Below are 25,099 nucleotides of genomic sequence, written 5' to 3' on the forward strand. Positions count from 1 at the left end.
CTTCATTCAACAAGTTATGCTCAACAAAATCATACATTTCTCCCTGCAGAACCGCATCCTGGTGCTGGTCGCCTCGGTGCTGTTGCTCATCGGCGGTACCTATACCGCCCTGCATACGGAAGTGGACGTGTTCCCCGACCTGACGGCTCCTACCGTGGTCGTCATGACCGAAGCCAACGGCATGGCTGCCGAAGAGGTGGAACAGCTTGTCACCTTCCCCATCGAAACTGCCGTCAACGGTGCCACACACGTGCGCCGCGTACGTTCCTCGTCCACTCACAGTTTTTCCGTAGTCTGGGTCGAATTCGACTGGGACACGGACATCTACCTGGCCCGTCAGATTGTCAGTGAGAAGCTCTCGCTCGTGGCCGAAGAATTGCCGCCCAGTGTGGGCAAGCCGACGCTGGGCCCCCAGTCGTCCATCCTCGGCGAGATGCTGATTGTAGGTCTTACGGCCGATTCCACCTCCATGCTCGACCTGCGCACGCTGGCCGACTGGACCATCCGTCCGCGCCTCTTGTCGACCGGAGGCGTCGCACAAGTAGCCGTATTGGGCGGTGACATCAAGGAATACCAAATACAGCTCGATCCCGAACGGATGCGTCACTACGGCGTAACGCTCGGCCAGGTGCTCGACGCTACCCGCGGCATGAACCTGAACGCCAACGGAGGCGTCATCTACGAATATGGCAACGAATACATCGTGCGCGGACTGACCGCCACAACGAATACGGAGTTGCTGGGCAAGACCGTAGTCAAATCAGCGACGAGTGATGAGCTACAAGCTACAAGCGGTAGCGATAACAACTCGTCATTCGTAGCCCGTAGCTCGTCACTTCCAGTCCTACTGGAAGACGTGGCCGACGTACGCATCGGTGCGCAGACACCCAAGCTGGGCCTGGCCTCGGAGCGCGGCAAACCGGCCGTACTGCTCACCGTGACCAAGCAACCCGCCACCAGCACCCTGGACCTGACGGCCAAGCTGGAAGCCTCGCTGAAAGACTTGCAGAAGAACCTGCCGCCCGACGTACATGTCTCCACCGACATCTTCCGCCAGAGCCGCTTCATCGAAAGCTCCATCGGCAACGTGAAAAAGTCGCTCGTCGAAGGAGGTATCTTCGTGGTCATCGTGCTGATCCTCTTCCTGGCCAACGTCCGCACCACCGTCATTTCGCTCGTCACCCTGCCCCTGTCACTGGTTGTCTCGCTGCTCGTGCTCCACTACATGGGCCTCACCATCAACACCATGAGCTTGGGCGGTATGGCCATCGCCATCGGTTCGCTGGTCGATGATGCCATCGTCGACGTGGAGAACGTCTACCGCCGTCTGCACGAGAACCGCCTTCTGCCACCCGGACAGCAGCAATCCGTGCTGCAGGTTGTGTTCAACGCCTCGCGCGAGGTGCGCATGCCCATCCTCAACTCCACGCTCATCATCGTCGTCAGCTTCGTGCCCCTGTTCTTCCTGAGCGGCATGGAGGGACGCATGCTTGTTCCGCTGGGTGTCGCCTTCATCACCGCCCTGGCCGCCTCTACGGTGGTGGCGCTGACGCTGACACCCGTGCTCTGCTCGTACCTGCTGGGCCACAACCTTTCTTCCGATAAGAAAAACGGCAATGGAGACTCCGCCGTGGCCCGTACGCTAAAGAACGCCTACGGCGCAGTGCTCGAAAAAGCCTTGCAGCACAAGCGTGCCGTATTGGGTTGTACCATCGCCCTCTTCGCCGTCGCACTGGGTCTGTTCTTCACCCTGGGCCGCTCGTTCCTGCCCCCGTTCAACGAAGGGTCGTTCACCATCAACGTCTCCTCGCTGCCGGGCATCTCGCTGGAAGAGAGCGACGCCATCGGCCGCCGTGCCGAGGAGCTGCTGCTCACCGTGCCCGAAATCCAGACTGTAGCGCGCAAGACCGGCCGCGCCGAACTGGACGAACACGCGCTGGGCGTCAACACTTCGGAAATCGAGGCTCCCTTTGAACTGAAAGACCGGCCGCGCAGTGAAGTTGTGGCCGAAGTCCGCCAGAAACTCAGTACCCTTGTGGGAGCCAATGTCGAGATAGGCCAGCCCATCAGCCACCGCATCGACGCCATGCTCAGCGGCACGAAGGCCAACATTGCCATCAAGCTCTTCGGTGACGACCTGAACCGCATGTTTGCCCTGGGCAACGAGATAAAGTCCAACATACAGGACGTACCGGGCATCGCAGACCTCACCGTGGAGCAGCAGATCGAACGGCCGCAGCTCACCATCACGCCCCGCCGCGAGATGCTGGCCCGCTACGGCATCACCCTGCCCCAGTTTGCCGAGTATGTCAACGCTTGCCTGGCAGGCGAAGCCGTATCGCAAGTCTACGAGCAGGGCAAGTCGTTCAACCTCACGGTCCGCATGCGCGACGACCTGCGCGACCAGGCCTCCAAAATAGGCGACCTGATGATTGACACGGGCGACGGCCGTCAGATACCGCTCAACTACGTAGCCGACATCCGCTCCACCCAGGGCCCCAACAGCATCAGCCGCGAGAACGTGAAGCGCAAGATTGTCATCTCGGCCAATGTGGCCGACCGCGACCTGCGTTCCGTAGTCAACGACATCCAGGCCCGCATCGATACGCAGATCAAGCTGCCCGAAGGCTACCACGTGGAGTACGGCGGTCAGTTCGAAAGCGAGCAGGCAGCCAGCCGCACGCTGCTGCTGACGTCACTGATGTCCATCGTCGTCATCTTCCTGCTGCTCTTCCACGAGTTCCGCAGCGTCAAGGAAAGTGCCGTCATCCTCATCAACCTGCCGCTGGCCCTCATCGGAGGCGTCTTTGCCCTGCTGCTGACCACCGGCGAAGTGAGCATCCCGGCCATCATCGGCTTCATTTCGCTGTTCGGCATCGCCACCCGCAACGGCATGCTGCTCATCAGCCACTACAACCACCTGCAAAGCGAAGAAGGATATACGGTTCACGACAGCGTTATCCGAGGTTCGCTGGACCGCCTCAACCCCATTCTGATGACGGCCCTCAGCAGTGCCCTGGCCCTCATTCCGCTGGCACTGGGCGGTGACCTGCCCGGCAACGAGATACAGAGCCCCATGGCAAAAGTGATTCTCGGCGGCCTGCTGACTTCGACTTTCCTCAACGGATTCATCATCCCCATTGTTTATCTGCTCATACACACCAAGAAAAAATGAAAAGAATAGGTATACTCTGTGCATGCCTTGCCCTGGCGGCAGGGATGCACGCCCAGAACAGCATCGACGCCATCCTCCGGCAGGTTGAAGCCAACAACAGGCAGTTGCAGGCCAACGCCCAGACCGTCCGGGCCCAGAAGCTGGAGAACCGCGCCTCGAACAACCTGGCCGACCCCACCCTGTCCTATGCCCACCTGTGGGACTCGGACGACAAGAACATCACCGTGGGCGAACTGGTCATTGCCCAGAGCTTCGACTTTCCCTCCCTCTACGTCAGCCGCGCCCGCCTGAACCGCCTGAAGGGACAATCACTCGATGCCCAATCCGATGCCCTGCGCCAACAGATTCTGCTGCAGGCACAGGAAGCCTGCCTCGACATCATCCACCTCAGCCGCCGGCAGCAGCTGCTGGACGAGCGGCTGAAGAATGCCGAAGAGCTGGCCGCCTTCTATCAGCGCCGCCTGGAGACAGGCGACGCCAGTTCGCTGGAAACCAACAAAATCAACCTGGAACTGCTGAACGTCCGCACCGAAGCCCGCCTGAACCGCACGGCTCTGGACAGCAAGCTGAAGGAGCTGACCGCCCTGAACGGCAACCAGTCACTCGTCCCCGGCCGCCCCATGCCCGACGGCCCTGCTGCCGCCACGGCCCAGAACCTAGGATTGACGGACTATCCGTCCGTACCGCTGCCTGCCGACTTCGGTCCCTTGTGCGAAGAGCTGCTGGCCTCCGACCCTACCCTGCTTTCGCTCCAGAGCGAAAGTCTGGCCGCGCAAAAGCAACTCTCCGTCAGCCGTCAGGGCTGGTTGCCCGGACTGGAAGTGGGCTACCGCCGCAACACCGAAAGCCGCCATCCGCTGAACGGCATCGTGGTAGGTTTCTCGTTCCCCATCTTCCAGAACCAGGGCAAGGTGAAGGCCGCCCGTTCGCAGGCCCTCAGCATCGACTATCAGAAGGAGAACGCCCGCCTCAGTGCCAGCACGGCCCTGTGGCAGCTCTACGACGAGGCCTGCAACCTCCATGCTTCCATGCAGGAGTATGCCGAGACCTTCGGCCGCCAACAGGACCTCAAACTACTGCGTCAGGCACTCGAAGGCGGTCAGATCAGCATGATTGAGTATTTCGTGGAAGTCTCCGCCCTCTACCAGAGCCAGGCCAACCTGCTCCAGCTGGAGAACCAGTACCAGAAGGTGATGGCAAGAATATATAAGAACAAACTATAAAATTCTTATTTCTTCCGGCAGGTACCCGCTACGGATGCGCCACTCCTGCGGATAGAGGTTGTTGGCCCGGTTGCCCACGTTCTTCACAAAGCCCAGTGAAAAGTCCCGATAAGTAAGCAATACAAAACCGCGAGAGGCCGCTCCTGAAAGGGTGACGGCCTCTTTACGTAGATAAGCAATGGCCGTAGGATAATCCACTTCCTCGCAGGCGAAAGCCTCCCGCCGGAGCAGACTGCTCATGGCCAGCGCATGGGCGGGGATACAGTCTTTCCCCTTGGCCTCGGCCAGCGTCACACCCGCCTGCACGACACGGACATGCTGCTTCAGCGACGACAGCACAGGGAGCCATGCCGTGGGGAAAGCCGCCAGCGTTTGCCCGTCAGGCACCATGGTATATCGCTCGGCCCCGCGCAGCCAGCCCTGCACCGTGGCCTGCTGTTCCTTGCCAAAAGACGAGGGAGAGGCAGCTTTACCGCCATTCCCTTTCTTCCCTTTCAACTTGTCCGCGTTCATCCGCCCCATCTGCGTCATCCGCGTGCCATCGTTCTCGTCTTCTTCCCCCGCCTTCCGTAGCACGGCCAGGAAGAAACCCTCGCCCTGCGTCTTGTGGGGCAGGAAGCGATAGACGGGAAAGTCCTCGCCTGCCAGCAGATTGCCGGTAATGCCCCATTCGGCCGGCACGTCGAGCGGCAGCACTTCCGCCCCCAGCCCGTCGCGAATCCAGCGCACGTTCTCCTCGTTCTCCTTCGTATTGTATGTACAGGTGCTGTACACCAGCAGCCCGCCCGGCTTCAGGCAGGGCCAGATGTCCTGCAGGATGCGGCGCTGGCGCTGCCAGCAGAGGTCCACATTCTCCGGACTCCACTCCCCGATGGCCGTCTCGTCCTTGCGGAACATGCCTTCGCCCGAACAGGGCACGTCGGTCAGGATGCAGTCGAACAGATGTTCCAGCGGGGTAAACTCCGCAGGGTCGCTGTTGGTCACCACCACGTCGGGATGTCCCCACTTGGTGAGGTTCTCCGCCAATATCTGCACCCGGTTGCGCATCACCTCGTTGGCCACCAGCAGGCTGCCCTCGGGCAACAGGCTGCGCAGGTGGGTGGACTTGCCTCCCGGAGCGGCGCAGAGGTCGAGCACCGCCAGCGGCCTGTCGGGGAAACAGGCCTTCACCGCCTGCTCCACAAACATGGACGAAGCCTCCTGCACGTAGTAGCACCCGGCATGGAACAGCGGGTCGAAGGTGAACGTCAGCCGCCGGTCCAGGTAGCAGGCATCCGTTGCCCAGGGAACTTCCTTCAATGGAGAACGGACAATGGACAGGGGAGAACGACCGCACTTTTGCGGGTTCAGGCGGATGCTGACGGGCTGCCCGCCTTCCAGCAGGGCAGCAGACAGGCGTTTGTATTCTTCTTCGCCCAGCAGGGCGCGGGTATAGTCGACAAATGAATCGGGTAGCTGCATGATGTCTTTTTCTTGTTCGCCACAAAAGTAAAGATTTTGCAGGAAAGAAGCAAACAGAAAACAAGCCATGCAGCCCGAAGGCTGCATGGCTTTACAAACAAAACAAACAATCGCTTATTGCTATAATAAGCGGTCACCTTTTACGGGCTTCGCCAAGCCCAGTCAGGCATGTATTCGCCTCCCGGCGAATTTCCTTCAGGCTCCGTCCGTGGTCGTCGGAGCCCCGGCAGCCTCAGATGCCCAAGGCCGCACGTATTTTTTCGTAGGCCGCGTCTTTCAGCAGCACCGTTTTCTTTCCGTCCAGCAGGTAGAGCGACGGCATCGCTTTCAGGTCGTATAGTGCTCCGGTCTTCACCGCCTCGCGGTCGGTACCCACCGTCCAACCTTCGGGCATGTCGGGCAAGGCTTTTCGCCATGCGGCATCATTGCCTTCGGTATAGACGGCCAGGACACTCAACTTGCCGGCCCGTACGGCTTCGGCCAGTGCCGTATCGGCAGCCATTTGTAGCAATACCTCATGACACGACTCGCACTCCGGGTCGTAGAACATCAGCAGCAGACGATCGTTCTTCACCGGTGTGGTGGCCAGTGTGCGGCGTGTACCGTCGGGCTGGTAATAGGTAAAGTCCGTAGCCTTATCCCCTACGTTATTGCGCCTTACCAGCTCCAGCTTGAAGCGGTAAGCGGAACGCATCGCATCCGTCTGTGGCAACTTGCCGAGTAACGCCTCCAGATACATTCCGTAGAGCCCTTCGTTGTAGAAAGGCGAGTTGGGATTAAAGAGATAATCGTCCGCCGTTTGGGTCAAAACCTGCCGTGCATGTTCTTTCCCGACAAACCCTGCGCACCAGTTTTTCAGACTCTCGCGTGCCAGTTCCTCCGAAGTCGTTCCGTCCTGCAGCAGGGCGATGAAGTTCACAAAACCCTGCTCCGTTACGTCGCGGTTGTCCACCAAAGTGGTGTCGGCAAAGTCGAAACGCTCCCAATAGTGGGTGAGGAGGTAGGACTTGCGGGCTTCGGGTTCCGTCAGGGCAGTGGGGATGGTGGGGAAGGGGAACTGTGCCTGTTGCTGTACGACGGTAGAGTCCGTATGGGTACGTTCTTTTGCTTCTGCCGTATCCGGCTTGGTATGACAAGAAGTAAGGAGTAATATGAGTCCAATATATATATAATATCTAATCATAATCGTAAAAACTAATTTTTCGGGAATGCATATCCGTCGGGTACGTCGCGAACACAACGAATACGGAAGGTTTTTGATGTCAAATTACTATAATTAGGATTTTCAGAACCATATTCGCCACCCCCAGGACAATAAATCAATGAAGAACGGGCAAAACCAAATCGCACATTCAAATTACTGAATTGCGTACAACATGCCGCAATAAAAGATCCCGAATCATTAGAATAACATTCATCCAATAATCCGGCTGCGTTCATTGCAGAAAGTTCCACCAGGTTAGGAACACGCCAATCGCTATATCCACCCTCTGAATACTTCTCATCCTTACATGGATTTAGCATTGTTCCATCAAAAGTATATACTTTTTGTTGTCCATTTTCATTTACTGTAACTGTACCCTCATAACCTATTATATCACCTAATCGATAAGTTCCTCCTAAATATTTATTTGCAACAAAAATACCTTGAGAAAATGAATTTGCAGGATTATCTTCATTATGTACGCCTAAAGATCCATCTACACGTTGACGATATAGATTAGCTACTAGGCGATCCTTAAATTCAATAGATTGTAGAGAGGTATTTTCATGATAAATAAATGATGGATCCGACTCTACAAATGGAGTACTGATATCGTAATCATTACTTGTAGAAGGAAGAGAACGGATACATCGTATGGGTTTGGCAGCCCAATTTCCTGTATAATTATATCCATCAACACCATATGAACCTCTTTCTACAGCCCAATATACCCGCTTGTCAACTTGATTACTACTTGTGAAATAAAGTGAACCATCCCAAATATAACTTGTTGCATATCCTTTATGTACCATTGTAGATTTATCGCCCATATATAATTGGGCAGCATTAGAAAGGGCATTAGAACCAATGCCAATGCGAATATACTCATTTATTGATGGCAAATACCAACGAACTTCGTTTTCGTCAATAACTCCATTACCATTTAAATCTCTGTTACGTGATAAACAGGCAAAGTAAGCACCACCTATACCAGTATCTCCATCTGATTCCTCACGAGTACCATTATAAACACTAACCGGAAGTTTATGATTTATGCGATCAGAACCTATTGATCCAAGCCATCCATTATACTTTGGAACAATAAATGTTTCCCAGTTTTGTGGCAGACCACCTAGTAATTGTATTTGATTACTTCGACCATTTGTGTCACTTAGTCCTGTCGTTACTGAACCGCCAAAACGAATATGAGGTGTTTCATTATACGTTTCTATACCAAAACCATTCATTTGCAATGTTCTAGAATTATAAAATGTCTGCATAGAAAGTTGCGAGATATACGAATAAATTGTACTGAAAGAACTATTACCATCTTTAGACACATTCGAACTCATAGCGATAATCATCTCCCTAGGCATTTTATTGGTAAATACTGACCAATTAGTAACACGTTCCCCTGTAAGTGGATGACGTAAATAATAATACTCATTTACAAATGCAGTAAAACGTGCTACATATTCATTTTCAGTGTTTGTAGTGACAGTTATACCTTGACCCGAATTAAATATATCATTTGGCTGACTGTCACTGGGATAACCTTCACCTCTGTCTGCTGTGGATACAGATTCCTTTTTATAAATCTTCTTAACAACATTTCCCATAGCCACAATCACATCATACACATCCATAAGATATCTTGCTTTATCTGCGACTACTTCTCCACCATAAAAATACTTATTAGTCAAATTATCCAAATTCTCTCTACTCCATTTAGAAACTCCTGGATATTTTGCTATTTCAGTATTCGATTGCGGCCAAAATTCAATCCACTTGTAGTCAAAGCCCTTTAAGTTATCAGTTGTATTGCCAGGACCATTCAAAACCGCATTCTTTTTACTTAGTACATCAACACTAGCCTTCATCGCATCAGCGTAAATCTGATACGGTTTCAGAGTTCCACGTTTATTCTGAACTGTATACGGTTTATCTGACGTTTCAGTTGTATTAGTATAATCCATTGCCTCAGATTGGATAACCAAAATCAAATTATTTGCAATAGCTTTATTGATATCATCATCTAATTGAGTATTATTATATTCACCAAGACTATTTCCATTAACCTGAAATGACTGTATAGCCTTAGCAATTTGTGAAAGATTATACTCTAAATATATTTGTTCGTAATGAGCATCCAACTCATACGAATAAGTTGATGCATCATAAGTAAATATCTGTCCTTCTGCTCCTTGCTGATATTCGTCTGTTTCTTTTTTTGCTTCTGCAATAATTTTATCCACACCTTTTACTGTAATAGTATAAGTATAGCTACTATTACGCTCAACAGAGAAGTTTCCCATGGATCCATCAGGTCCATTGCTAAAATCACCTAGATGTATGGTATAACTTACATTCCCCGTATAAGTATTTCCGTCACTGCCAATTCCACTATAAGTACCACTGATTACCACGAAAGTACTGTTCTGTGGTGCATTAATCCAAGTTTTTTCCTCTGCTGTAGAACCTGGAGAACCCGTCCATTTATCACGATCAGCATATTTCATATTACTCTTATCGGTATTCAAAACTTTCGTTTCCTGAATGTTTTCCGGCATATAAAACGAAAATGAATAAAAACCTTCACTCACAGACGGTACATTGGATGAAGCATAATGAATATACTTAATACCTGATTCATCTTCAGAAAAAATATTTTCAGTAAGTTGTTTCTCCTTATGTGTCAGATAACTTTTTATTGGAATGTTATATACACGATAGGAAGACGGTATAAAAGTAGCATCAATATCATTACCATACTCATCCTTAGGTTTTTCAACTATTTTAAACCTAATCTTTGCCATAGCACGATCCATCTTAACAATCACATTATTCTCAGTGCCATTAGAAGTTACAGAACCATCAGCTCTAAATTCTATATTCTCATTATACCCTGACATTAACATTAATGAAGACGAAACAATCTGAATGGGCTGCATATCGCTATTTTCATAAAGAGCACTCCGCAGATTAATGATTTGATCTTTGATCTCTTCAAACGATAAACTACCTCCTACTACATCTTCCTGTTTAGCTGTCAGTTCCCAAAAGCCGCCATCCCCGGCCGCTGCACTGGTATTGGCAACAGCTATCAGTTTCTTTTTACCAGTCGTGGTTTTAAAACTAACATTGTATAAAACCCCGCCATCAACAGTTTTATCTTTTACAAAAGTAACTTTATAACTTTCATCCGTTGCACGTGAAGAAACGTAGTGTTCATACGTTCCGTCCTCATGGAAAACAAAGATTGCCAAATTGGTTATATCAGACAAAGAATTATCAGCCCTTGTGTCTATCGTCACATCCGCAGCCGGCGTTCCCGACAAAGTTAGGGTTACAGTGACCGGCAGCCCTTCCACCACTTCACCGTTGTTCTTCACCAGTTCATCGTCTTTACATCCGGACAAGGCAAAACCGACAAAGCCCATCCACAACAGACAAGTATATATCGTATGTAATATTTTCTTCATATTCGTTATAGTTTTATTCAAAAGCGGGAACTTCCATCTCATGTTCAGTCCATGAGTTAATTTGGCAATATGTATCCAACTCTATTTCTTTCATTCGCATATAAAGTTTATACCATGTATTCCTCTCTATCTTAGGCAAGTAAATGGTCTGTTCGTAATCAGAACCATTAAAATTATATTTCACTGTAAGATTATATCTCATTCCTGGATTCACTATTTCGGTCACAAACTGTTCATCTCCATACGTGTTTTCCAACAAATAAGGATTATCAAAATCTATTTTTGTAAACGAAGACTTTACACTTTCTATGTCCGTTGGCAATTCTGTCGTATAAGAAGTTGCAATCGTAACGCCCCCACTATTACCACTCAACAAATCACGATTTTTTGTATAGTCAATAATATCATTATCTACAGGAGTAAACAAGTACCCTTTATCAGGAACATTATTCAAAGTAAAACTCTTGATAATCAGTTTACTGGAAGAGGTTCGCTTAGTACAGTAGAGTTCCAACTTTGCTACACACCTTGTAGCATTAATCGAAGCGTCAAATATAATTTTGTTGCCTTCAACAGACGGAAATGTAGTTGTACCCTCACCTGTCATCGGCACTTTGTTATCACCCTTATATTCAGTCAGGACGAACATTTTTCCTTTAAGCTCATCTAACGTTTTTACATCAGAAAAATCTACTGGAGTAGTACTACCTTTACCATCATCCGTATAAGGCTGGTTTAAGAGTAGATAAATCTTAAACGATTGATTAACATCTATATTCTCTGCTTCTATTTCAGTCTGCAAAGTAGTCTTAATATCTATTCCATCAGTTCCTACAGGAGTCCATACATTCTGACTGCTTACAACGTATGTGATTAAATTCTCATTATTATCAAAAATCCATAGCTGTATGATATCAGGCTCAGAGTTATCAGGTAGCAATTCATCCGCTCTCGTCGTAATATCCAGATTCAGCGTGATGGTCCGCTCCTGTGCAGAAGGTTCTTCCGCATAGGGAGACGCATCGCTGCATCCTGCCAGGATGAGCAGCAGAAGCCAGCAGCCGAAGGATATTACTTGTTTCAACATATTCAGTCTGTCAGTTTACAAATCCACATTCTGTACCCGTTTGCTCCATCCCAACACACCGATGGACACGTTGGCATAAGCCCAGGTGCCACCGGAGAGAAAGAAGGAGAGGTCGTAATCGTAGCCGCGGTCCAGAAACTCCTGACGGGAGTAGCGGTGCAGCTCGTCGTAATTGCTGAGCCGGCCGAGCAGGTCGGGAAGGTTGACCTCGATGACGCGCTTGCCGGTTTCCTTGTGTTCCACAACCAGCACTTCGTCGTCGGCCAGATTGTCGTGCGCGAAGATGCGCGAGGTCATGAAGTCGGCATGTCCCATGTTTCCTATGGCCGAAGCACGGCTGCTGACATCAGGGTCTTGGGTATTCCACGTAACATAGGGTGTACACAGGGCCTTGATGCCGGGGTCTTCGGAGTTGTCATGGTTCAGCCGGATGCTGCCGCCGGTAATATACAGGTTGTAGTCTTCGATGTCCATCGCTTCGGGACGGTCGATGTCGCGCAGGGTGACACTGATGTTTTTGGTGTTTCTCACCAGCGAGAGGATGTGGTAAACGTACTGCCCCTGCTTCACCTCGACCGCTTGGTCGGAAATGGAGTGCCAGAGGGTGTCCAGCGGCTGGCCTTGATGGTTGACAAGCCCCACACCGTCGTACAGCCGGGTATGGTCCAGCGTAATCTTGAGGTCCTCCATGCGGCTGTCCGCATCCAGCTCGGTACGCTGGAAGCTGCCCCGCAGCTGTTCGTCGCTTTTACGCTGATGTGCCAGTGCCACGAAGCGGTACTTGCCGTCGGGTAGGTCCAGATACATGTTGTAGCCATGCTCCTTCAGGGGCTGTATTTCGTTGTCGTTGGCCTCGGTGCGGCTGTCGATGTAGTTGCCCTCTTCGTCGAAGATGTAGAGGGTGACTTCGCCCACATGGTCGGCAAACATGTCGGAACGGTGGAGGTTGTAGTCGTAGACGAAGTTGACATACACGCCCCGTTCGCATCCGTCACGGTCGTCGAAAATGAAGTCGGTACACGACGTGGCGAACAAGCCCAGCAGACAGCTTGCCAGCCAGCCTGCCTTCAGCATATATTTGGCACAATGGTTCATAAATGGTTCTTTTAATTATATCGATTGATTGAGAGACGGCGGGGTGTGTCCATTCACCACAGATTTCCCGGATTGACACAGATTTCTCGTGAACTTCGGATGGTCCGATAGCATCCGTCCGCGACAATCCGCGCAATCTGTGGTGAACGTTTGGCTTTACACAGCCCCACACACTCTGATTACAGATCTACGCCCTGTGAACGCTTGGCCCAGGAGAGGACGTTGATTTCGGCACGAATATAGCCCTCGGCCTTATCATCGGGACCACCAGGTTTTACGATTTCGGGTTCACCCGGACCGCTGATGCTGTTAATGTTCACTTCATACCAGTTGTTACGCACTACGCCATAACGGCCCAAATGCTGTATTCCGTAGGCTTCGCCAGAAGTCCAAGGAGTTTCATCATCGTTGAAATGACGGATAGCGGTAGCGTAATAATAGCTTGTACCTTCTTTGTAGTAACGGATAGTACCTACCTGACTCTTAATCGCATTCCATATGTCAACCAAATGACTGGTATAATCAGAACCCCTGTATTCAAGCAATTCAGAATAGTGCTTATTAGTCTCATCATAAATACCGGCCGAAGCATCCGATTTTATAACCAAATCTGTAGGAACAAGATCTGTTTCAAGAACCAAATTTGCCTTTTCTATAACAAACGAAATGAAATCCTTAACTGTTCCCATCCCATCAGCACTCGGGATATTAGACTCCTCAGGATATTTTACCGGACTTGCGCCACATATAAAGAAATTCCGTTTTTTAAGCTCTGTTTGGTTACCAAATTTAGTCAGATAATCAGTCTTCAAAAGTACAGAAGTCGTCTGGTCTTGTTCCTGATCGCTTGCCTCCATTGTATTCTCCAAGCAATAAAGAGCATAATCAGTAGTTGTAGTCTTGTTATCTGCCGTCTGTTCATTCCAACCTGCAGGAGGGATAGATGCAGAATAAGTGGTAAAATCATTAGAAGTGGCTTCAGTATAGTTATCATCTTCCGCCCAATAAATACGATAATAATTCGTAGAACCATTTCCCGGAATCACAGTATTTCCGGCAAAACGGCTGACTTTGGCTTTATTTTCTTCGGAAAGTCCCTCCAGATTCAACCAGCCTTCCTTATTAAAACCTGATACATTACGAACCAATGCTGTCGATTTATTGGTAACATTCAGTAACCACCCCTTCAATTGTACAACATCACCATAATAAACACTGCCAGAAGTTCCTTTTACATTCTTCTTATATTCAGTATATTTTCCATCAGAACCTTTGCTGCCATTCGTAAATCCACTAAGAGTAACTTTAGCCACTACACGTTCTACATAGATACGTGCAGCTTCATTATTGAGAGCGTCATTCTGTGTGGGATAAACTTCTACCGGAACCAAAGTCTTGGCCACAACCTCAGTAACCTTATCCTTCAAATTAGAGCCGGGTTTATTGGACAACGGAGCATTGCACATTGTAAAATCATTATTATCGCCCGTATAAGTGGTGAGATTCTGATCTGTTAAAGCCGTGGTAAAAGCAGACAACGTGGATTCCGCAGTAAGTGGTGTATCATTTAATTTCAAACTATGATCAGTTTCATTCACCTCTACCACAGAAGGTGTATTCAGTATGACCAAAGCATACAGCTGCTCTTCTTTATCCACTTTCGGTGCCTTAGAAACCGTAACGACCTTTTCGGTAACCTGCTGTCCGTTGCCGCCCTGGACTGTCAATCCATTCAAAGAATAAGCACTGACGAATGTGGCGTTCACATCCGGACTTGTGTTCACTTTGTCAGCCTTGAAAAAGGCAATCACACCGTCATTAATTATATATTCATTGGCGGTACCATCTTCGAGGTCTGCACTGCCGTCTTCAGCCCTCGTCATACTTCCGGTAGTAGTAGGCGTATGAATCGCTACCCTTACATACCCCTCCGTTGCATCCGGAGCGTTTCCTCCCATGTCACCTGCGTCTCCCAGGTCGTCGCTACACGCGGCAAACATGCCTGCCGCCAATAGCATTGCAAAAAACTTCACTTTCTTCATAACTGTAATATATAAAAAATTAATAATAATGTCCTGATTGTACGACGTCACAGCCGGTCTAACTCAATGCCGGACAAGTTGCTCACGGCTTCCTCCAGCCCGGCATCGGCGGCCCGGCGCAGGCATTCCACCGCTTCGTCGTAACGTCCCTGCATACGCAAGCACACTCCCCGGGCATTGTCGGCCTGCGGACTGCTGCCTGCCTTGTCCAGATAGGGGCGGGCCTGCTCCGTCAGTCCCTGTTCCAGCAGGGCACAGGCAGCGTTGAGGTTGGCCACCTCGCTGTCGGGGTACATGCGCACCGCCACATCGAACACCTGCTTGAAGTCATCGCTACCCGGCTCGTAGGTCTGCGCCACGGCAAACATCTCGTCGAGGCTGAGGTTTTGCGGACGGGTGCGAATCACCTTTTTCGCTTCGTCCACACTGAAGCTGCGCACGGTGTAGTCGATGCGGTAATCGGTGCGGCGCAGGCCGGGATAGCATTCGGCCAGCAGGGTGGCATAGTCCTCCGGATAGCGGCTGCGGATGACGCGCTCCTTGGCATCGGGCTCGCGGTCGCTGTCTATCAGGGCCAGGATGCTGTCGCGGCCGGAGAGCGTGCTGCCTGCCACGTAGCGGCGAAGACCTTCCCAGTTTTCGGGAACAAAGCGGGTGACGAACATCGTGTCCACAAAGCCGTAGCGCGTCTGTACGTATGCCTTCAACGCCTCGGTGCGGCCTTCGGCCAGGCGGGTGTTGTTGCGGTAGGTACCTTCGGGCGAAGCATACCCACGGAGGGCGATGCGCGTGATGTGGAAATCGCGGTCGTGCAGGACGGTATCGATGGAGGCATGTATGCGTGCCAGTTCGTCGGGGTTGCGTCGGTAGGCGGGGTTGATGTCCGTGCGGTTCACCACGAAGTCCAGATAGGCTTCGCCGCTCAGCGCGCGCCGCTTCTCCACTTCCACCTCCGGGGCTATATAGGCCAGCTGCGGACGGAAAGCCACGTCGGCCCGGTGCACGGCTACCTGGCTGCCCGGCTGCACTTCGCCACACCCGCAGAGGTCTTCGGTGATGCCCAGCAGGGCGTGGTCCATCCAGTCCTCGTAGAGCAGGGCGGTGCGATAGTCCACCGTCTGTGTACGTTCGCGGTCGCGACGGACGACGTGCCACGGGGTAACGGCGTAGGTCTGCCGCCCGTTGCGTTCATAGTAGAGCTGACGCCTGCGGCCCATCACTTCCACAGCAGGCAGTTCCAGTCGCCTGTCGCCGGACTCGAGCTGCGGAATCAGCACGACGGAACGGTTGGAAGCCACCTCCATGTCCGTGAGGTCGAGCTGCATCCGGACAATGACGCTGTCGCGCTGGCGGTTCACATCCGCCGAACGTACAGCCGCCCCGCTCTGAAGCGTCTGCTGGGCACCGAGCGGCAGTGCGGCGAAAAGGCTTCCCATACAAAAGCTATATGTCAAGACAATCCGTTTCATAGTTGTGATACCTATTTTAGAATACATAAATCAGGTTGAGGGCAGCCTTGGTAGGGCCCAGGTAATGGTGCGGCTCGTCGTCCTCCAGTTGCTCGCCGCAACGCGGACAGAGGTATTTGTCGGCACGGGAGTAAACGTATCCCAGGCCGATGACACCTTCGAGGCTCCAGCGGCGCGACAGCATCCAGTGGTAACCGTAAGCCAGACCCGCACCTACCATCCAGCCTTCGAAGCGGTGGCCGTCCAGCTGTCCGAAGTCGGTACCGAAGAGTTTGAAGTCCATGTCGATATTGCTCAGATTGTATACGCCACCCAGCAGATGTGCGCCGAAGAAGTGGCCGTTGAAGCGTTCGCACAGCCAGTAGCGGAGTTCGGGCTGCACCAGCCAGTGCTTCCACTTCTTGTTGTCGTGGAAGGTCCATCCGTTGAAACTTCCGGACACATCGACAGTCCACCGGGGCGACAAGCCCGCTTCCACCCCGAGGCTGACAGAAGCTGTGGCATCGGAAAGCAGGTTGGTCTTGACCGCCCAATTCTGCGCGGACAAGGAAAGGCTGGCAAACAGCATCAGCAGGATTAAACATCGTTTCATAGTTTCCATATATGAGAGTGCCTATTTTTCGTTACAAATCAAAGGTTTGGTATTCCCGTTACTTTGCAGGTAACGGAAGATGCAAATTTTTGTCAGGCAAAGGACGGGATTTTTTCTATAAAAAACAAATAGATGTAATAAATTAACACTGATTTTGTAAGATATATTATACTTCCTTTTCAACCTGTGGAAAGAGGGAGGGATGACATAAGGAATGTAGACGGATTTGTGTTTCCCAAAGCAGGCCGCAAATAGGGCTGGAGAGCCCTTCGGACGCTACGATTTTACGTAAAGCTTTGCATTGCCGCACGCAAAGCTTTGCATCGGCCATCGTAAAGCTTTGCATCGGCCATCGCAAAGCTTTGCATCTTCGTGTGCAAAACGATACGGTGAAAAAGCCTGCCGGGCAAGAGGACAACCTCTTCCCGTTACCTGCAAAGTAACGGAAAATTCACCGCTTACCTTAAAAAAACGTGTGACAGGATTTCACGGTTCATACGCCCGATGCGTTCGTCGGTATGGGGCTTGAAATAGGTTTCGGTAACTTTGACAGACGAATGTCCCATTGCATTACAGATAAGCTCCGGCTGATAGTTACAATAATTGGCAATGGTGGCCCAACTGTGGCGGGCACAATAGCTGCTGAGCGAAACCCCTACCCCGGCCCAGGCGCCCAACCGCTTCAGGCTGGCATTGAAACCGCGCAGCGCATTCTGATACTGCCGGTAGGCGGCAACACCCACCTTATTTATATAGGGGAACAGGTAAGGGGAACGGTCGTCGGTATTCTTCAGGCAATCGATGAGATGCATGGCACGAGGCTCGACCGTAACCGTGAGCCACGCACCCGTCTTGCGACGACGGTACACCAGGACATTCCCCTGAAGGTCGCACTTCCGCAAATAGGCAATGTCCACAAAGGGGATGCCGCGCAGCATGAACAACAGCAGGAACAGCTGGCGGGCCTTCTCCACACCCGATGCTGCCGGCCGGGGGGAGACATCCAACCGACGCCATACCTGCTCGTCGACCGCACGCTTCACCGTGACCCGGGTACCTGTATATACCCCCTTGAACAAACGGGGACGATAAGGGACATAACCCTGATCGACCGCCCGCCAATACACCGCACGCAACATGCGCATGTAGGTGGAGATGCTGTTCCACTGTAACTGGCGCCCCAGCAGATAGTTCTGGAACTCCTTCAACCAACGGGCGTCCATACCGGAAAAGGACAACGGACGGCCTTCCGTAAAATGGAGAACCCGGTTCAAGGTGCTGCGATAGACATGCGCCGTGCCCATACGCCCTTCGTTCTCCATCTGGAGGACAAGCGAAGCCATATAGGCTGTCAAACTTTCTCTTTCATTTTTCATAAATCATCGTTTTTTGGAAAATCAACGGACAAAATAAGAAAAAGAACCAAGAAAATCTTCTATTTTTGCAAATAAGTATCAAAATGACACCGCTTATGAAATACCCCATCGGAATCCAGAGCTTCGACCGTATCATCGAGGACGGATATGTCTATGTCGACAAGACGGAACTGATTTACAACCTGACGCACGAGAGCAGCATCTATTTCCTGAGCCGCCCCCGCCGCTTCGGCAAGAGTCTGCTCGTGTCCACGCTGAAGAACTATTACCTGGGCCGCAGGGAGCTGTTCCGCGGGCTGGCCATGGAACGGCTGGAGACGGAATGGGCCGTGCATCCCGTGTTTCATGTGGATTTCAATGGGGCTGTGTTCAGCAATGCCGGGCAGCTGGAAGCAATGCTGCGCGACTATGTGGAAGGGTGGGAAAGGATGTACGGCCTGGTACCTGACAAAGAGTTGGGATTGGGGCTCCGTTTCCGCCATGTGCTCCGTGCCGCCCACGAACAGACGGGACGCCGGGCCGTGGTGCTCATCGACGAATACGACAAGCCGATACTGGACGTGCTCGACGTGGACGCCTCGCTCGAAGACCGGCACCGCAACGTGCTCAAGGCCTTCTACTCCGTGTTCAAGGCGGCGGACGAACACCTGCAGTTCGTGCTGCTGACGGGCGTGACGAAGTTCTCGCAGGTGAGCGTGTTCAGCGGCTTCAACCAGCCGAAGGATATCAGCATGGACGGACGCTACGAGGCGCTGTGCGGCATCACGCAGGACGAGATAGACCGCTACTTCCCGCAACCCATTGCCGACATGGCCGCGGACTACCGCTGCACGCCCGGGGAGATGAAGCAGCGGCTGAAGCAGCAGTATGACGGCTACCACTTCAGCAAACGGCTGACGGATGTGTACAACCCCTTCAGCCTGCTCAACGCGCTGGACAGTCGCAGTGTGGACGACTACTGGTTCCGCTCGGGCACACCCACATACCTCATCCGCCTGCTCGCCCACTTCAACGAGAACATCAACGAGCTGACGGGCAAGTATTACCGCCCCGAGGAGTTCGTGGACTACAAGGCCGACGTGGAACGTCCGCTGCCTATGATTTTCCAGAGCGGATACCTGACCATCAAGAACTATGATTTTCAATTCAACACCTTCCTGCTGGACTTCCCCAACAACGAAGTGAAGAACGGCTTCCTGACGATGCTGGCCACGTCGTATCTGAAACCTCAGGAGGAAATGGGCACGTGGATACGCAGCGTGGTCATGACCCTCCAGGAGGGCAACACCGACCGACTCCGCACCCTGTTCACCTCGTTCCTGGCCAGTATCCCCTACACCATGCGACGCAAGGAGGGCGAGGCCGAGCGCGAACGCTACTTCCAGTACACGTTCTACCTCATCATGCGCCTGGTGAGCGTCTACACCGTCTACGTGGAGAAGGCGCAGAGCCAGGGCCGCGTGGACTGCGTGGTGGAAACGCCGCAGTACGTCTACATCTTCGAGTTCAAGCTGGACGGTACGGCTGCCGAGGCCCTGCAACAGATCGAAGACCGCGGCTATGCCCGCGAGTATGCCGCCGACACCCGGCAGCTCTACCGCGTGGGCGTGGGCTTCTCGTCGGAGACCGGCACCGTCAGCGACTGGGAATGCCGGTAACATTCATTTTTCCCCCAAATACATGTCATCCCGGACCAAGCGGAGATTCCGAAAATGCGCCATGCACACAGACTCCGCTTATTGTCCAGGATGACCGACCACTCATTCCATATCATCAGGATGTCGCAGCCTCTACCCGCATGAAACGACAGGCTGCCAACCGGATCAATAGCTGATCTTCACCCCCGCAAAGTAGGAACGGGGCAGACCGGGACCGTAAATGTAGCCCGAATCGCGCAGCATGCCCTGGTCGAAGTCTTTCTGGTAGGCATTGAAGAGGTTCTGCACACCGGCGTTCACCTGGAGAGTGATGTTTCTGTAAAGGGCGAAGTCGTAGGCGGCCTTGAGGTTCATCTCCCAGAAGCGGGGCGTGGTCTCGGCACGGTCCTTCTCAATATACCCCTTGCGGTGTTCCACCAGCATGCTGCCCGTATAGGTGCCCGAGAGGGCGATGCTCAGAGGCTTCACGGGGCTGTAGGTGAGCGTCATGTAGCCGTAGGTGTCGGGCGTGCGGAAGACGCGCTTCTCCAGAGGTACCGACTCGTCGTCGCTCCACTGACGGGCCTCCTTGTACTCGGCCTTCTGCAGGGTGACGCCTGCCTGAAGCTGGAGGCTGCTGAGCCAGGCCAGCTTGCCTTCGAGCGTCACGCCATAGACGCGGGCACCCTTCTCGTTGTAGCGTTCGTTCTTCAGGATGCCGTTCTCGGTACCAATCTGGCGCAGGGCAAAGGCATCGGACAGGTTGGTGTAGAAGCCTTCGACCAGCAGATTGCCCTGCAGGGCTCCCCAGCGGTGGTACAGGTCGGCCGAGAGGCTGAAGCTGCGCGACTTCTCCTCACGCAGGTCCTTGGCCAGCTGGATCATGGACACATTGCCGCCCACGTTCTCCACATGCAGGTCTTCGTCGAAAGCCTGGGGCGCACGGAAGCCCACGGAGTAGGCGGCACGCAGGTTGATGTCCTTCGTGGGATTGTAGCGCAGGTTGACGCGCGGACTGAAGATGACGTGATTGATCAGGTTGTGCTTGTCCAGACGGCCGCCCACGAGGAAGCTCCAATGCTCGTTCTTCCACTCGTTCTGCAAGAAGGCGCCGGCGATTCGCACCGTCTGGTCGAGGTAGCGGTTGTAGCCCCACATTTGGTCGTGCATGGCGTCCTGGTTGTACTCCACGCCGCCCGTCAGGTCGGCAGGCAGGAAGAGGCAACGGTCGAAGTGGTAGACATACTGCGTGCCCACCACCCACGTCAGGTCCTTGGTGGAGCCATAGGCGTCGAGCGAGTGGTCGCCGCCGTAATAGCTGTCGCGGTCGATGTTCTGCACGGAGGCGTAGACATTGACCTTATGCTTCTCGTTGGGCGAGAAATAGTCGAACTTCACGCTTCCGCTGTTGATGCTGTGCTGGGTCTGCTCGGTGATGTCGGTCTCGTGGGGCGGACGGTCGAGCAGGTTGCCCCCGCGGCGGAACTCCTGCAGGTGGTGGTATTCAAAGGTCAACTTCGAGTAGGTGCTTGTCTTGAGGAAGGAGCGGAAGCCCACAGTCTGGTTGCGTAGCTTGGGCAGCTCGGTGAAGCCGTCGCCGTCGTAGTCGAAGCCGCTGCGCTCGCGGTTCTGCCCGAAGACGTAGATGCCCGCCTTGTGGTTGTCGGTCACGAGGGAGGCGTTCATCGTGGTATTGTTGTCGAAGGTCGAGAGGCCGCCCACGCCCATGAGGGTGTGTCCCAGCTGGGCGGAGTTGCGCAAGGGTTCCTTGGTGATGATGTTGATGGTACCCGCAATGGCCGACGCGCCGAAGAGGGCCGAGCCGCCTCCGCGCATCACCTCCACGCGTTCGATCATGTTGGCCGGAATCTGCTCCAGCCCGTACACACCCGCCAGGGCGCTGAACACGGGGCGCGAGTCAATCAGGATCTGGGTATAGGGACCGTCGAGGCCGTTGATGCGCACCTGCTGGAAGCCGCAGTTCTGACAGTTGTTCTCCACCCGCACGCCCGGCTGGAAGTTCAGTCCCTGGGCCAGCGTGGTGGAGTTGGTCTGCTCGAAGAGTTTGAAATCCATGACGTTGACCAGCGTGGGAGCCATGCGGCGGGTGGTCTCACTGCGGTTGGCGGTAACCACCACGCCGTCCAGCGCCACGAGGTCCTCCTCCAGTTCGAAGTTCTCTTCCAGCGTGACACCCTTCTTCAGGACCACTTCGCGCGTCACGGTCTTGTAGCCCACGGCGCTGACCTGCAGCGTGAAGCGGCCCTCGGGCAGGTTCTTCAGGAAATAATGGCCCGTGGCGTCGGTCAGGGTACCGATGGTGGTACCTTTCAGCGAAACGGTCATATAGGAAAGGTGTTCCTGGGAATGTTTCTCCAGAACATGTCCCACAATGTTGGCATCCGATTTTTTCAGCTCTTCGGCAAAGAGGGTGGCGGGCAGCAGTGCGTACAGCACGGCCACCACAAGAAACAGATATTTTTTCATGCGTCTTCTTTTTAAATTATTGAATAAAGGAAAGGGAAGAGGTGCCTGAACGGGGACTCACCACAGATTACACAAATTGGCACAAATCTTTCATCGGACAATCTGTATGATAGAAATCAGTGCCTATCTGTGTAATCTGTGGTAAACGATGATACACCTTACGTCAGGCGAAGAAGACACAGGCGGGAGGAGCGCGCAGACGGATGCCGTCCTCCAGCCGCGGCAGGCAGAGGCGCGTGCAGCGCACCACCGCCAGCAAGCCCAGCAGGGCACAGAAACAGGGGACGGCAGCAAGCAGCACAGGCACGGAAGAGGCCTCGTAATGGTCAAGGAAAAGAATGGTCTCGGCCTGGCCCGACGTGTGCTGGTGACCGGCTTTGAAAGGATGCGAGTGCACCATGATGACACCGTTCACCACATGCGAGTGGGTGAACAGCGTCACTCCTCCCCAATACGACAGAAACAGCAGGGGAAGGAAATACTTCAGGATGTGGCGCAACTTCTCCAAAGAACGTCTGTTTATGGTTGGTTTGAGGGCGCAAAGATAAGGGTATTCAGACGAATACACAAACTTTCAAAGTACCTATTTATAGGCATAAGAGGCATTACAGATAATTTAATGCCCTATATGTTCTTCGAACTTCATCAACAAATTTTTTGTATGAATCCAAACGCATCAAGGATTCAATACTGATTTTATCCCCCATTATTTCATATAAGTCAGCTATCGAAAGCTTATGTCTACGATTAGGCAAATCTGAAGTTGCAATTCTAATAGCCTCTTCAATGCATGCCTTCGGATCTGCAATTATTTCTGGATTTCTATCAATTTTTAATTCATGATCCGATTTCCTTGTCCCAATCTCATTTTTTAACAATTCCTTATCGGCTAGCATCCAAGCCTCAATCATCCTGACCGGTATAACGGGGGTCAGCAACTTACAATAATCTTCATCTGCCTGTTGATTCAAAAGCTGTCTGGCAGGTTCTATTTTATCTTGAATTCGTTCTTCATACGTTTCTCTATCAGCATCCGTATGTATAGCCAACGTCATTATTCCACGTTTCAGTCCCTCTCCAGAACATTTAACTACATATTCAGGGAATGATAAACCACTCTTACCAACACTTATTGACTGAACAAATATATCAATATCCACAACACATTCTGTCAATGCTATTTCTTCAAAGGTCCTAACTATCAGACTTTTTAAAAAACGCTCATCAGTAGTTCCTTCAGTTGCCAAACCAATAAATATTTGTTTAGTCATGCCTTTTCTCCCACCATAATAGATTCATTATCATTCATTCGCATATATTCCATCAAAGAATGTAAAGTCAATTTCCTCTCCTGTCCCGAAAACTGGATTGACGTCTGAAGCGCATCTTCTTGTTCCAACGGTGTAATCTTAGTGACCAAAATTTTCTTACGAACCCCTTCTATCGTTATAACTCTATTCACCATTTCAGCATATGCAATTGTAATACATTTATCAGGCATCATATTATAAATTTCTTTTACAAAAACTGTAGAATGTGTATTTACTATAACCTGTCTTAAAGGTGAATCCGGAAAAGCAAAATCAACGGCCAAGTCACGCAACAAAAGGGTTGTTGCCTTTATCCGAAAAGGGTTGATTCCATTCTCAGGCTCCTCAAAACAAAGCAAACCTTTATGATGATTATCATATAACAATACACATAATGCCAAAATGCGTAACGTTCCCTCAGACAAAACTCTAGATGTATATTTTTTCCCATCAACATCCTGAAGTATAATAATGAACTGTTTATTCTCCACATCATCCAATACATCAACTTCCACAAAGTTAGGCAAAAACATATGCAATTTTCTTGAAATTTCTTTCAAGCTATAAGAGTTTTGCTGTTTAATACGAAATAAAGCTGCAGCCATATTTCTTCCTTCGCTATCAATAATATCTTCACCTGTAATTTTACTAGTAGGCAAACGTAACACTTCAGGATTCAGTTGCAGAAAACGCCAACTCCGCATTTCTTCCTTTGCGGCCAATATATGCTTAAAATCAACCGAATCAAAACCACTTATAATAGTTCTTGTCACATTATTCAACGGATAAAATCGCTTTTTTCCCTGAGATCCATCTTGTGGCACAATAACGGTAGGGATTCCATTGTGTTCTTCTGTAGACATATAGGGAACTTGACGTCTACCGGCCTTCACTTGAGGACGCCAAACAGCCGCAGTATCAGGCGGTAATATTTTAACCCATTTATCCGTATCATGCTTAATCGTATCAAGCTTCTCATAAACGACCTTGATATCTTCCATATCCGCATTATTTTTAAAACGCTGAAGTTTTAATTCATAATGCAAACGTGTATATTTCAATTTTTCCGTAGCACCCCATGTATCCGTTATACTAGGATTGACCAGCATTTCTACAACAAAAGACATCTCAGAAGCTATTGAATGGTCGTCATACCTTGTAAATAATTCCAAGAGATCTCCCCGTTGTTCTCTAAAGCTTTTTTGTATCTTATCTGAATCAGCCAACGACGACAGCAATCTTAAAGCATCAAAAAGATTACTTTTACCTGCCGCATTAGAACCCGCTATCACTGTCAAAGGAGTAAAATCCATTTCAAAATTCTGAAAAGACTTGAAGCCATCAATCTTTATATACGTAATCATATCTTATGTTTTTTATTTTTTCAATCCCAACCCACTATCTATATGACAAATCAAGTTTTTCAGCGAAGATAAGGATAAATCTCATATAAAAGAAA

Annotated in this window: 16 protein-coding genes; 3 read left to right on the top strand and 13 right to left on the bottom strand. The window is 51.3% G+C overall.

Annotation, left to right across the window (positions count from 1 at the left end; all coding sequences use genetic code 11):
* Positions 1-16 precede the first annotated feature (16 nt).
* Together BQ7483_RS10920 and BQ7483_RS10925 are read left to right on the top strand one after the other, a co-directional pair.
* Positions 17-3,175 (top strand): efflux RND transporter permease subunit, encoded by a 3,159-nt coding sequence (locus BQ7483_RS10920; RefSeq protein ID WP_072545902.1) that lies wholly within the window; start codon positions 17-19, stop codon positions 3,173-3,175.
* Positions 3,172-4,398: a TolC family protein gene (locus BQ7483_RS10925; protein WP_072545903.1), complete on the top strand. Its 1,227-nt coding sequence runs from the start codon at positions 3,172-3,174 to the stop codon at positions 4,396-4,398. The genes BQ7483_RS10920 and BQ7483_RS10925 overlap by 4 nt, the downstream gene beginning before the upstream one ends.
* On the opposite strand, the gene BQ7483_RS10930 is transcribed toward BQ7483_RS10925, so the two are convergent.
* The 9 genes from BQ7483_RS10930 to BQ7483_RS10970 form a co-directional block, all read right to left on the bottom strand.
* Positions 4,393-5,859: a methyltransferase RsmF C-terminal domain-like protein gene (locus BQ7483_RS10930; RefSeq protein ID WP_072546231.1), complete on the bottom strand. Its 1,467-nt coding sequence runs from the start codon at positions 5,857-5,859 to the stop codon at positions 4,393-4,395. The two genes, BQ7483_RS10925 and BQ7483_RS10930, sit on opposite strands and share 6 nt — an antisense overlap.
* A gap of 232 nt (positions 5,860-6,091) precedes the next feature.
* Positions 6,092-7,042 carry a DUF5106 domain-containing protein gene (locus tag BQ7483_RS10935; RefSeq protein ID WP_072545904.1) on the bottom strand — a complete coding sequence of 317 codons (951 nt, stop codon included), beginning with the start codon at positions 7,040-7,042 and terminating at the stop codon, positions 6,092-6,094.
* An 11-nt stretch (positions 7,043-7,053) separates the two neighbouring features.
* Positions 7,054-10,545: a fimbrial protein gene (locus tag BQ7483_RS10940; RefSeq protein ID WP_162274253.1), complete on the bottom strand. Its 3,492-nt coding sequence runs from the start codon at positions 10,543-10,545 to the stop codon at positions 7,054-7,056.
* A 13-nt stretch (positions 10,546-10,558) separates the two neighbouring features.
* Positions 10,559-11,632, bottom strand: coding sequence for a DUF4906 domain-containing protein (locus BQ7483_RS10945; RefSeq protein WP_072545906.1), 1,074 nt, complete (start codon positions 11,630-11,632; stop codon positions 10,559-10,561).
* Between the two features lie 15 nt (positions 11,633-11,647).
* Positions 11,648-12,727: a FimB/Mfa2 family fimbrial subunit gene (locus BQ7483_RS10950; protein WP_072545907.1), complete on the bottom strand. Its 1,080-nt coding sequence runs from the start codon at positions 12,725-12,727 to the stop codon at positions 11,648-11,650.
* A 179-nt stretch (positions 12,728-12,906) separates the two neighbouring features.
* The gene (locus BQ7483_RS10955) at positions 12,907-14,769 is read right to left on the bottom strand and encodes an Mfa1 family fimbria major subunit (RefSeq protein WP_139247637.1); all 1,863 of its coding nucleotides are present in this window, start codon (positions 14,767-14,769) and stop codon (positions 12,907-12,909) included.
* Positions 14,770-14,816: 47 nt separating this feature from the next.
* Complete coding sequence (locus tag BQ7483_RS10960; protein ID WP_235847348.1) at positions 14,817-16,205, bottom strand: DUF3868 domain-containing protein; 1,389 nt, start codon at positions 16,203-16,205, stop codon at positions 14,817-14,819.
* Between the two features lie 49 nt (positions 16,206-16,254).
* The gene (locus BQ7483_RS10965; RefSeq protein ID WP_072545910.1) at positions 16,255-16,830 is read right to left on the bottom strand and encodes a DUF3575 domain-containing protein; all 576 of its coding nucleotides are present in this window, start codon (positions 16,828-16,830) and stop codon (positions 16,255-16,257) included.
* A 458-nt stretch (positions 16,831-17,288) separates the two neighbouring features.
* The gene (locus BQ7483_RS10970; RefSeq protein WP_072545911.1) at positions 17,289-18,206 is read right to left on the bottom strand and encodes a tyrosine-type recombinase/integrase; all 918 of its coding nucleotides are present in this window, start codon (positions 18,204-18,206) and stop codon (positions 17,289-17,291) included.
* A 95-nt stretch (positions 18,207-18,301) separates the two neighbouring features.
* On the opposite strand from BQ7483_RS10970, the gene BQ7483_RS10975 reads away from it, so the two are divergent.
* Positions 18,302-19,864, top strand: coding sequence for an ATP-binding protein (locus BQ7483_RS10975; protein ID WP_072545912.1), 1,563 nt, complete (start codon positions 18,302-18,304; stop codon positions 19,862-19,864).
* A 165-nt stretch (positions 19,865-20,029) separates the two neighbouring features.
* On the opposite strand, the gene BQ7483_RS10980 is transcribed toward BQ7483_RS10975, so the two are convergent.
* The 4 genes from BQ7483_RS10980 to BQ7483_RS10995 all read right to left on the bottom strand — a co-directional run bounded on the left by BQ7483_RS10980 (position 20,030) and on the right by BQ7483_RS10995 (position 25,004).
* Entirely contained in the window at positions 20,030-22,330 is a 2,301-nt protein-coding gene (locus BQ7483_RS10980) for a TonB-dependent receptor (RefSeq protein WP_072545913.1), read from the bottom strand.
* A gap of 163 nt (positions 22,331-22,493) precedes the next feature.
* Positions 22,494-22,838: a hypothetical protein gene (locus tag BQ7483_RS10985; protein WP_072545914.1), complete on the bottom strand. Its 345-nt coding sequence runs from the start codon at positions 22,836-22,838 to the stop codon at positions 22,494-22,496.
* A 97-nt stretch (positions 22,839-22,935) separates the two neighbouring features.
* Positions 22,936-23,601: a DUF4276 family protein gene (locus tag BQ7483_RS10990; RefSeq protein ID WP_072545915.1), complete on the bottom strand. Its 666-nt coding sequence runs from the start codon at positions 23,599-23,601 to the stop codon at positions 22,936-22,938.
* Entirely contained in the window at positions 23,598-25,004 is a 1,407-nt protein-coding gene (locus BQ7483_RS10995; protein WP_072545916.1) for an AAA family ATPase, read from the bottom strand. Before BQ7483_RS10995 ends, BQ7483_RS10990 begins: the two co-directional genes overlap by 4 nt.
* Positions 25,005-25,099: the final 95 nt, after the last annotated feature.

It is taken from the genome of Mediterranea massiliensis (assembly GCF_900128475.1).
Classification (GTDB): domain Bacteria; phylum Bacteroidota; class Bacteroidia; order Bacteroidales; family Bacteroidaceae; genus Bacteroides; species Bacteroides massiliensis_E.

Excerpts from the sequence above, each read along its gene's own strand:
- BQ7483_RS10920 (WP_072545902.1), top strand. The coding sequence starts at position 17 with ATGCTCAACAAAATCATACATTTCTCCCTGCAGAACCGCATCCTGGTG.
- BQ7483_RS10925 (WP_072545903.1), top strand. The coding sequence starts at position 3,172 with ATGAAAAGAATAGGTATACTCTGTGCATGCCTTGCCCTGGCGGCAGGG.
- BQ7483_RS10930 (WP_072546231.1), bottom strand. The coding sequence starts at position 5,859 with ATGCAGCTACCCGATTCATTTGTCGACTATACCCGCGCCCTGCTGGGC.
- BQ7483_RS10935 (WP_072545904.1), bottom strand. The coding sequence starts at position 7,042 with ATGATTAGATATTATATATATATTGGACTCATATTACTCCTTACTTCT.
- BQ7483_RS10940 (WP_162274253.1), bottom strand. The coding sequence starts at position 10,545 with ATGAAGAAAATATTACATACGATATATACTTGTCTGTTGTGGATGGGC.
- BQ7483_RS10945 (WP_072545906.1), bottom strand. The coding sequence starts at position 11,632 with ATGTTGAAACAAGTAATATCCTTCGGCTGCTGGCTTCTGCTGCTCATC.
- BQ7483_RS10950 (WP_072545907.1), bottom strand. The coding sequence starts at position 12,727 with ATGAACCATTGTGCCAAATATATGCTGAAGGCAGGCTGGCTGGCAAGC.
- BQ7483_RS10955 (WP_139247637.1), bottom strand. The coding sequence starts at position 14,769 with ATGAAGAAAGTGAAGTTTTTTGCAATGCTATTGGCGGCAGGCATGTTT.
- BQ7483_RS10960 (WP_235847348.1), bottom strand. The coding sequence starts at position 16,205 with ATGGGAAGCCTTTTCGCCGCACTGCCGCTCGGTGCCCAGCAGACGCTT.
- BQ7483_RS10965 (WP_072545910.1), bottom strand. The coding sequence starts at position 16,830 with ATGAAACGATGTTTAATCCTGCTGATGCTGTTTGCCAGCCTTTCCTTG.
- BQ7483_RS10970 (WP_072545911.1), bottom strand. The coding sequence starts at position 18,206 with ATGAAAAATGAAAGAGAAAGTTTGACAGCCTATATGGCTTCGCTTGTC.
- BQ7483_RS10975 (WP_072545912.1), top strand. The coding sequence starts at position 18,302 with ATGAAATACCCCATCGGAATCCAGAGCTTCGACCGTATCATCGAGGAC.
- BQ7483_RS10980 (WP_072545913.1), bottom strand. The coding sequence starts at position 22,330 with ATGAAAAAATATCTGTTTCTTGTGGTGGCCGTGCTGTACGCACTGCTG.
- BQ7483_RS10990 (WP_072545915.1), bottom strand. The coding sequence starts at position 23,601 with ATGACTAAACAAATATTTATTGGTTTGGCAACTGAAGGAACTACTGAT.
- BQ7483_RS10995 (WP_072545916.1), bottom strand. The coding sequence starts at position 25,004 with ATGATTACGTATATAAAGATTGATGGCTTCAAGTCTTTTCAGAATTTT.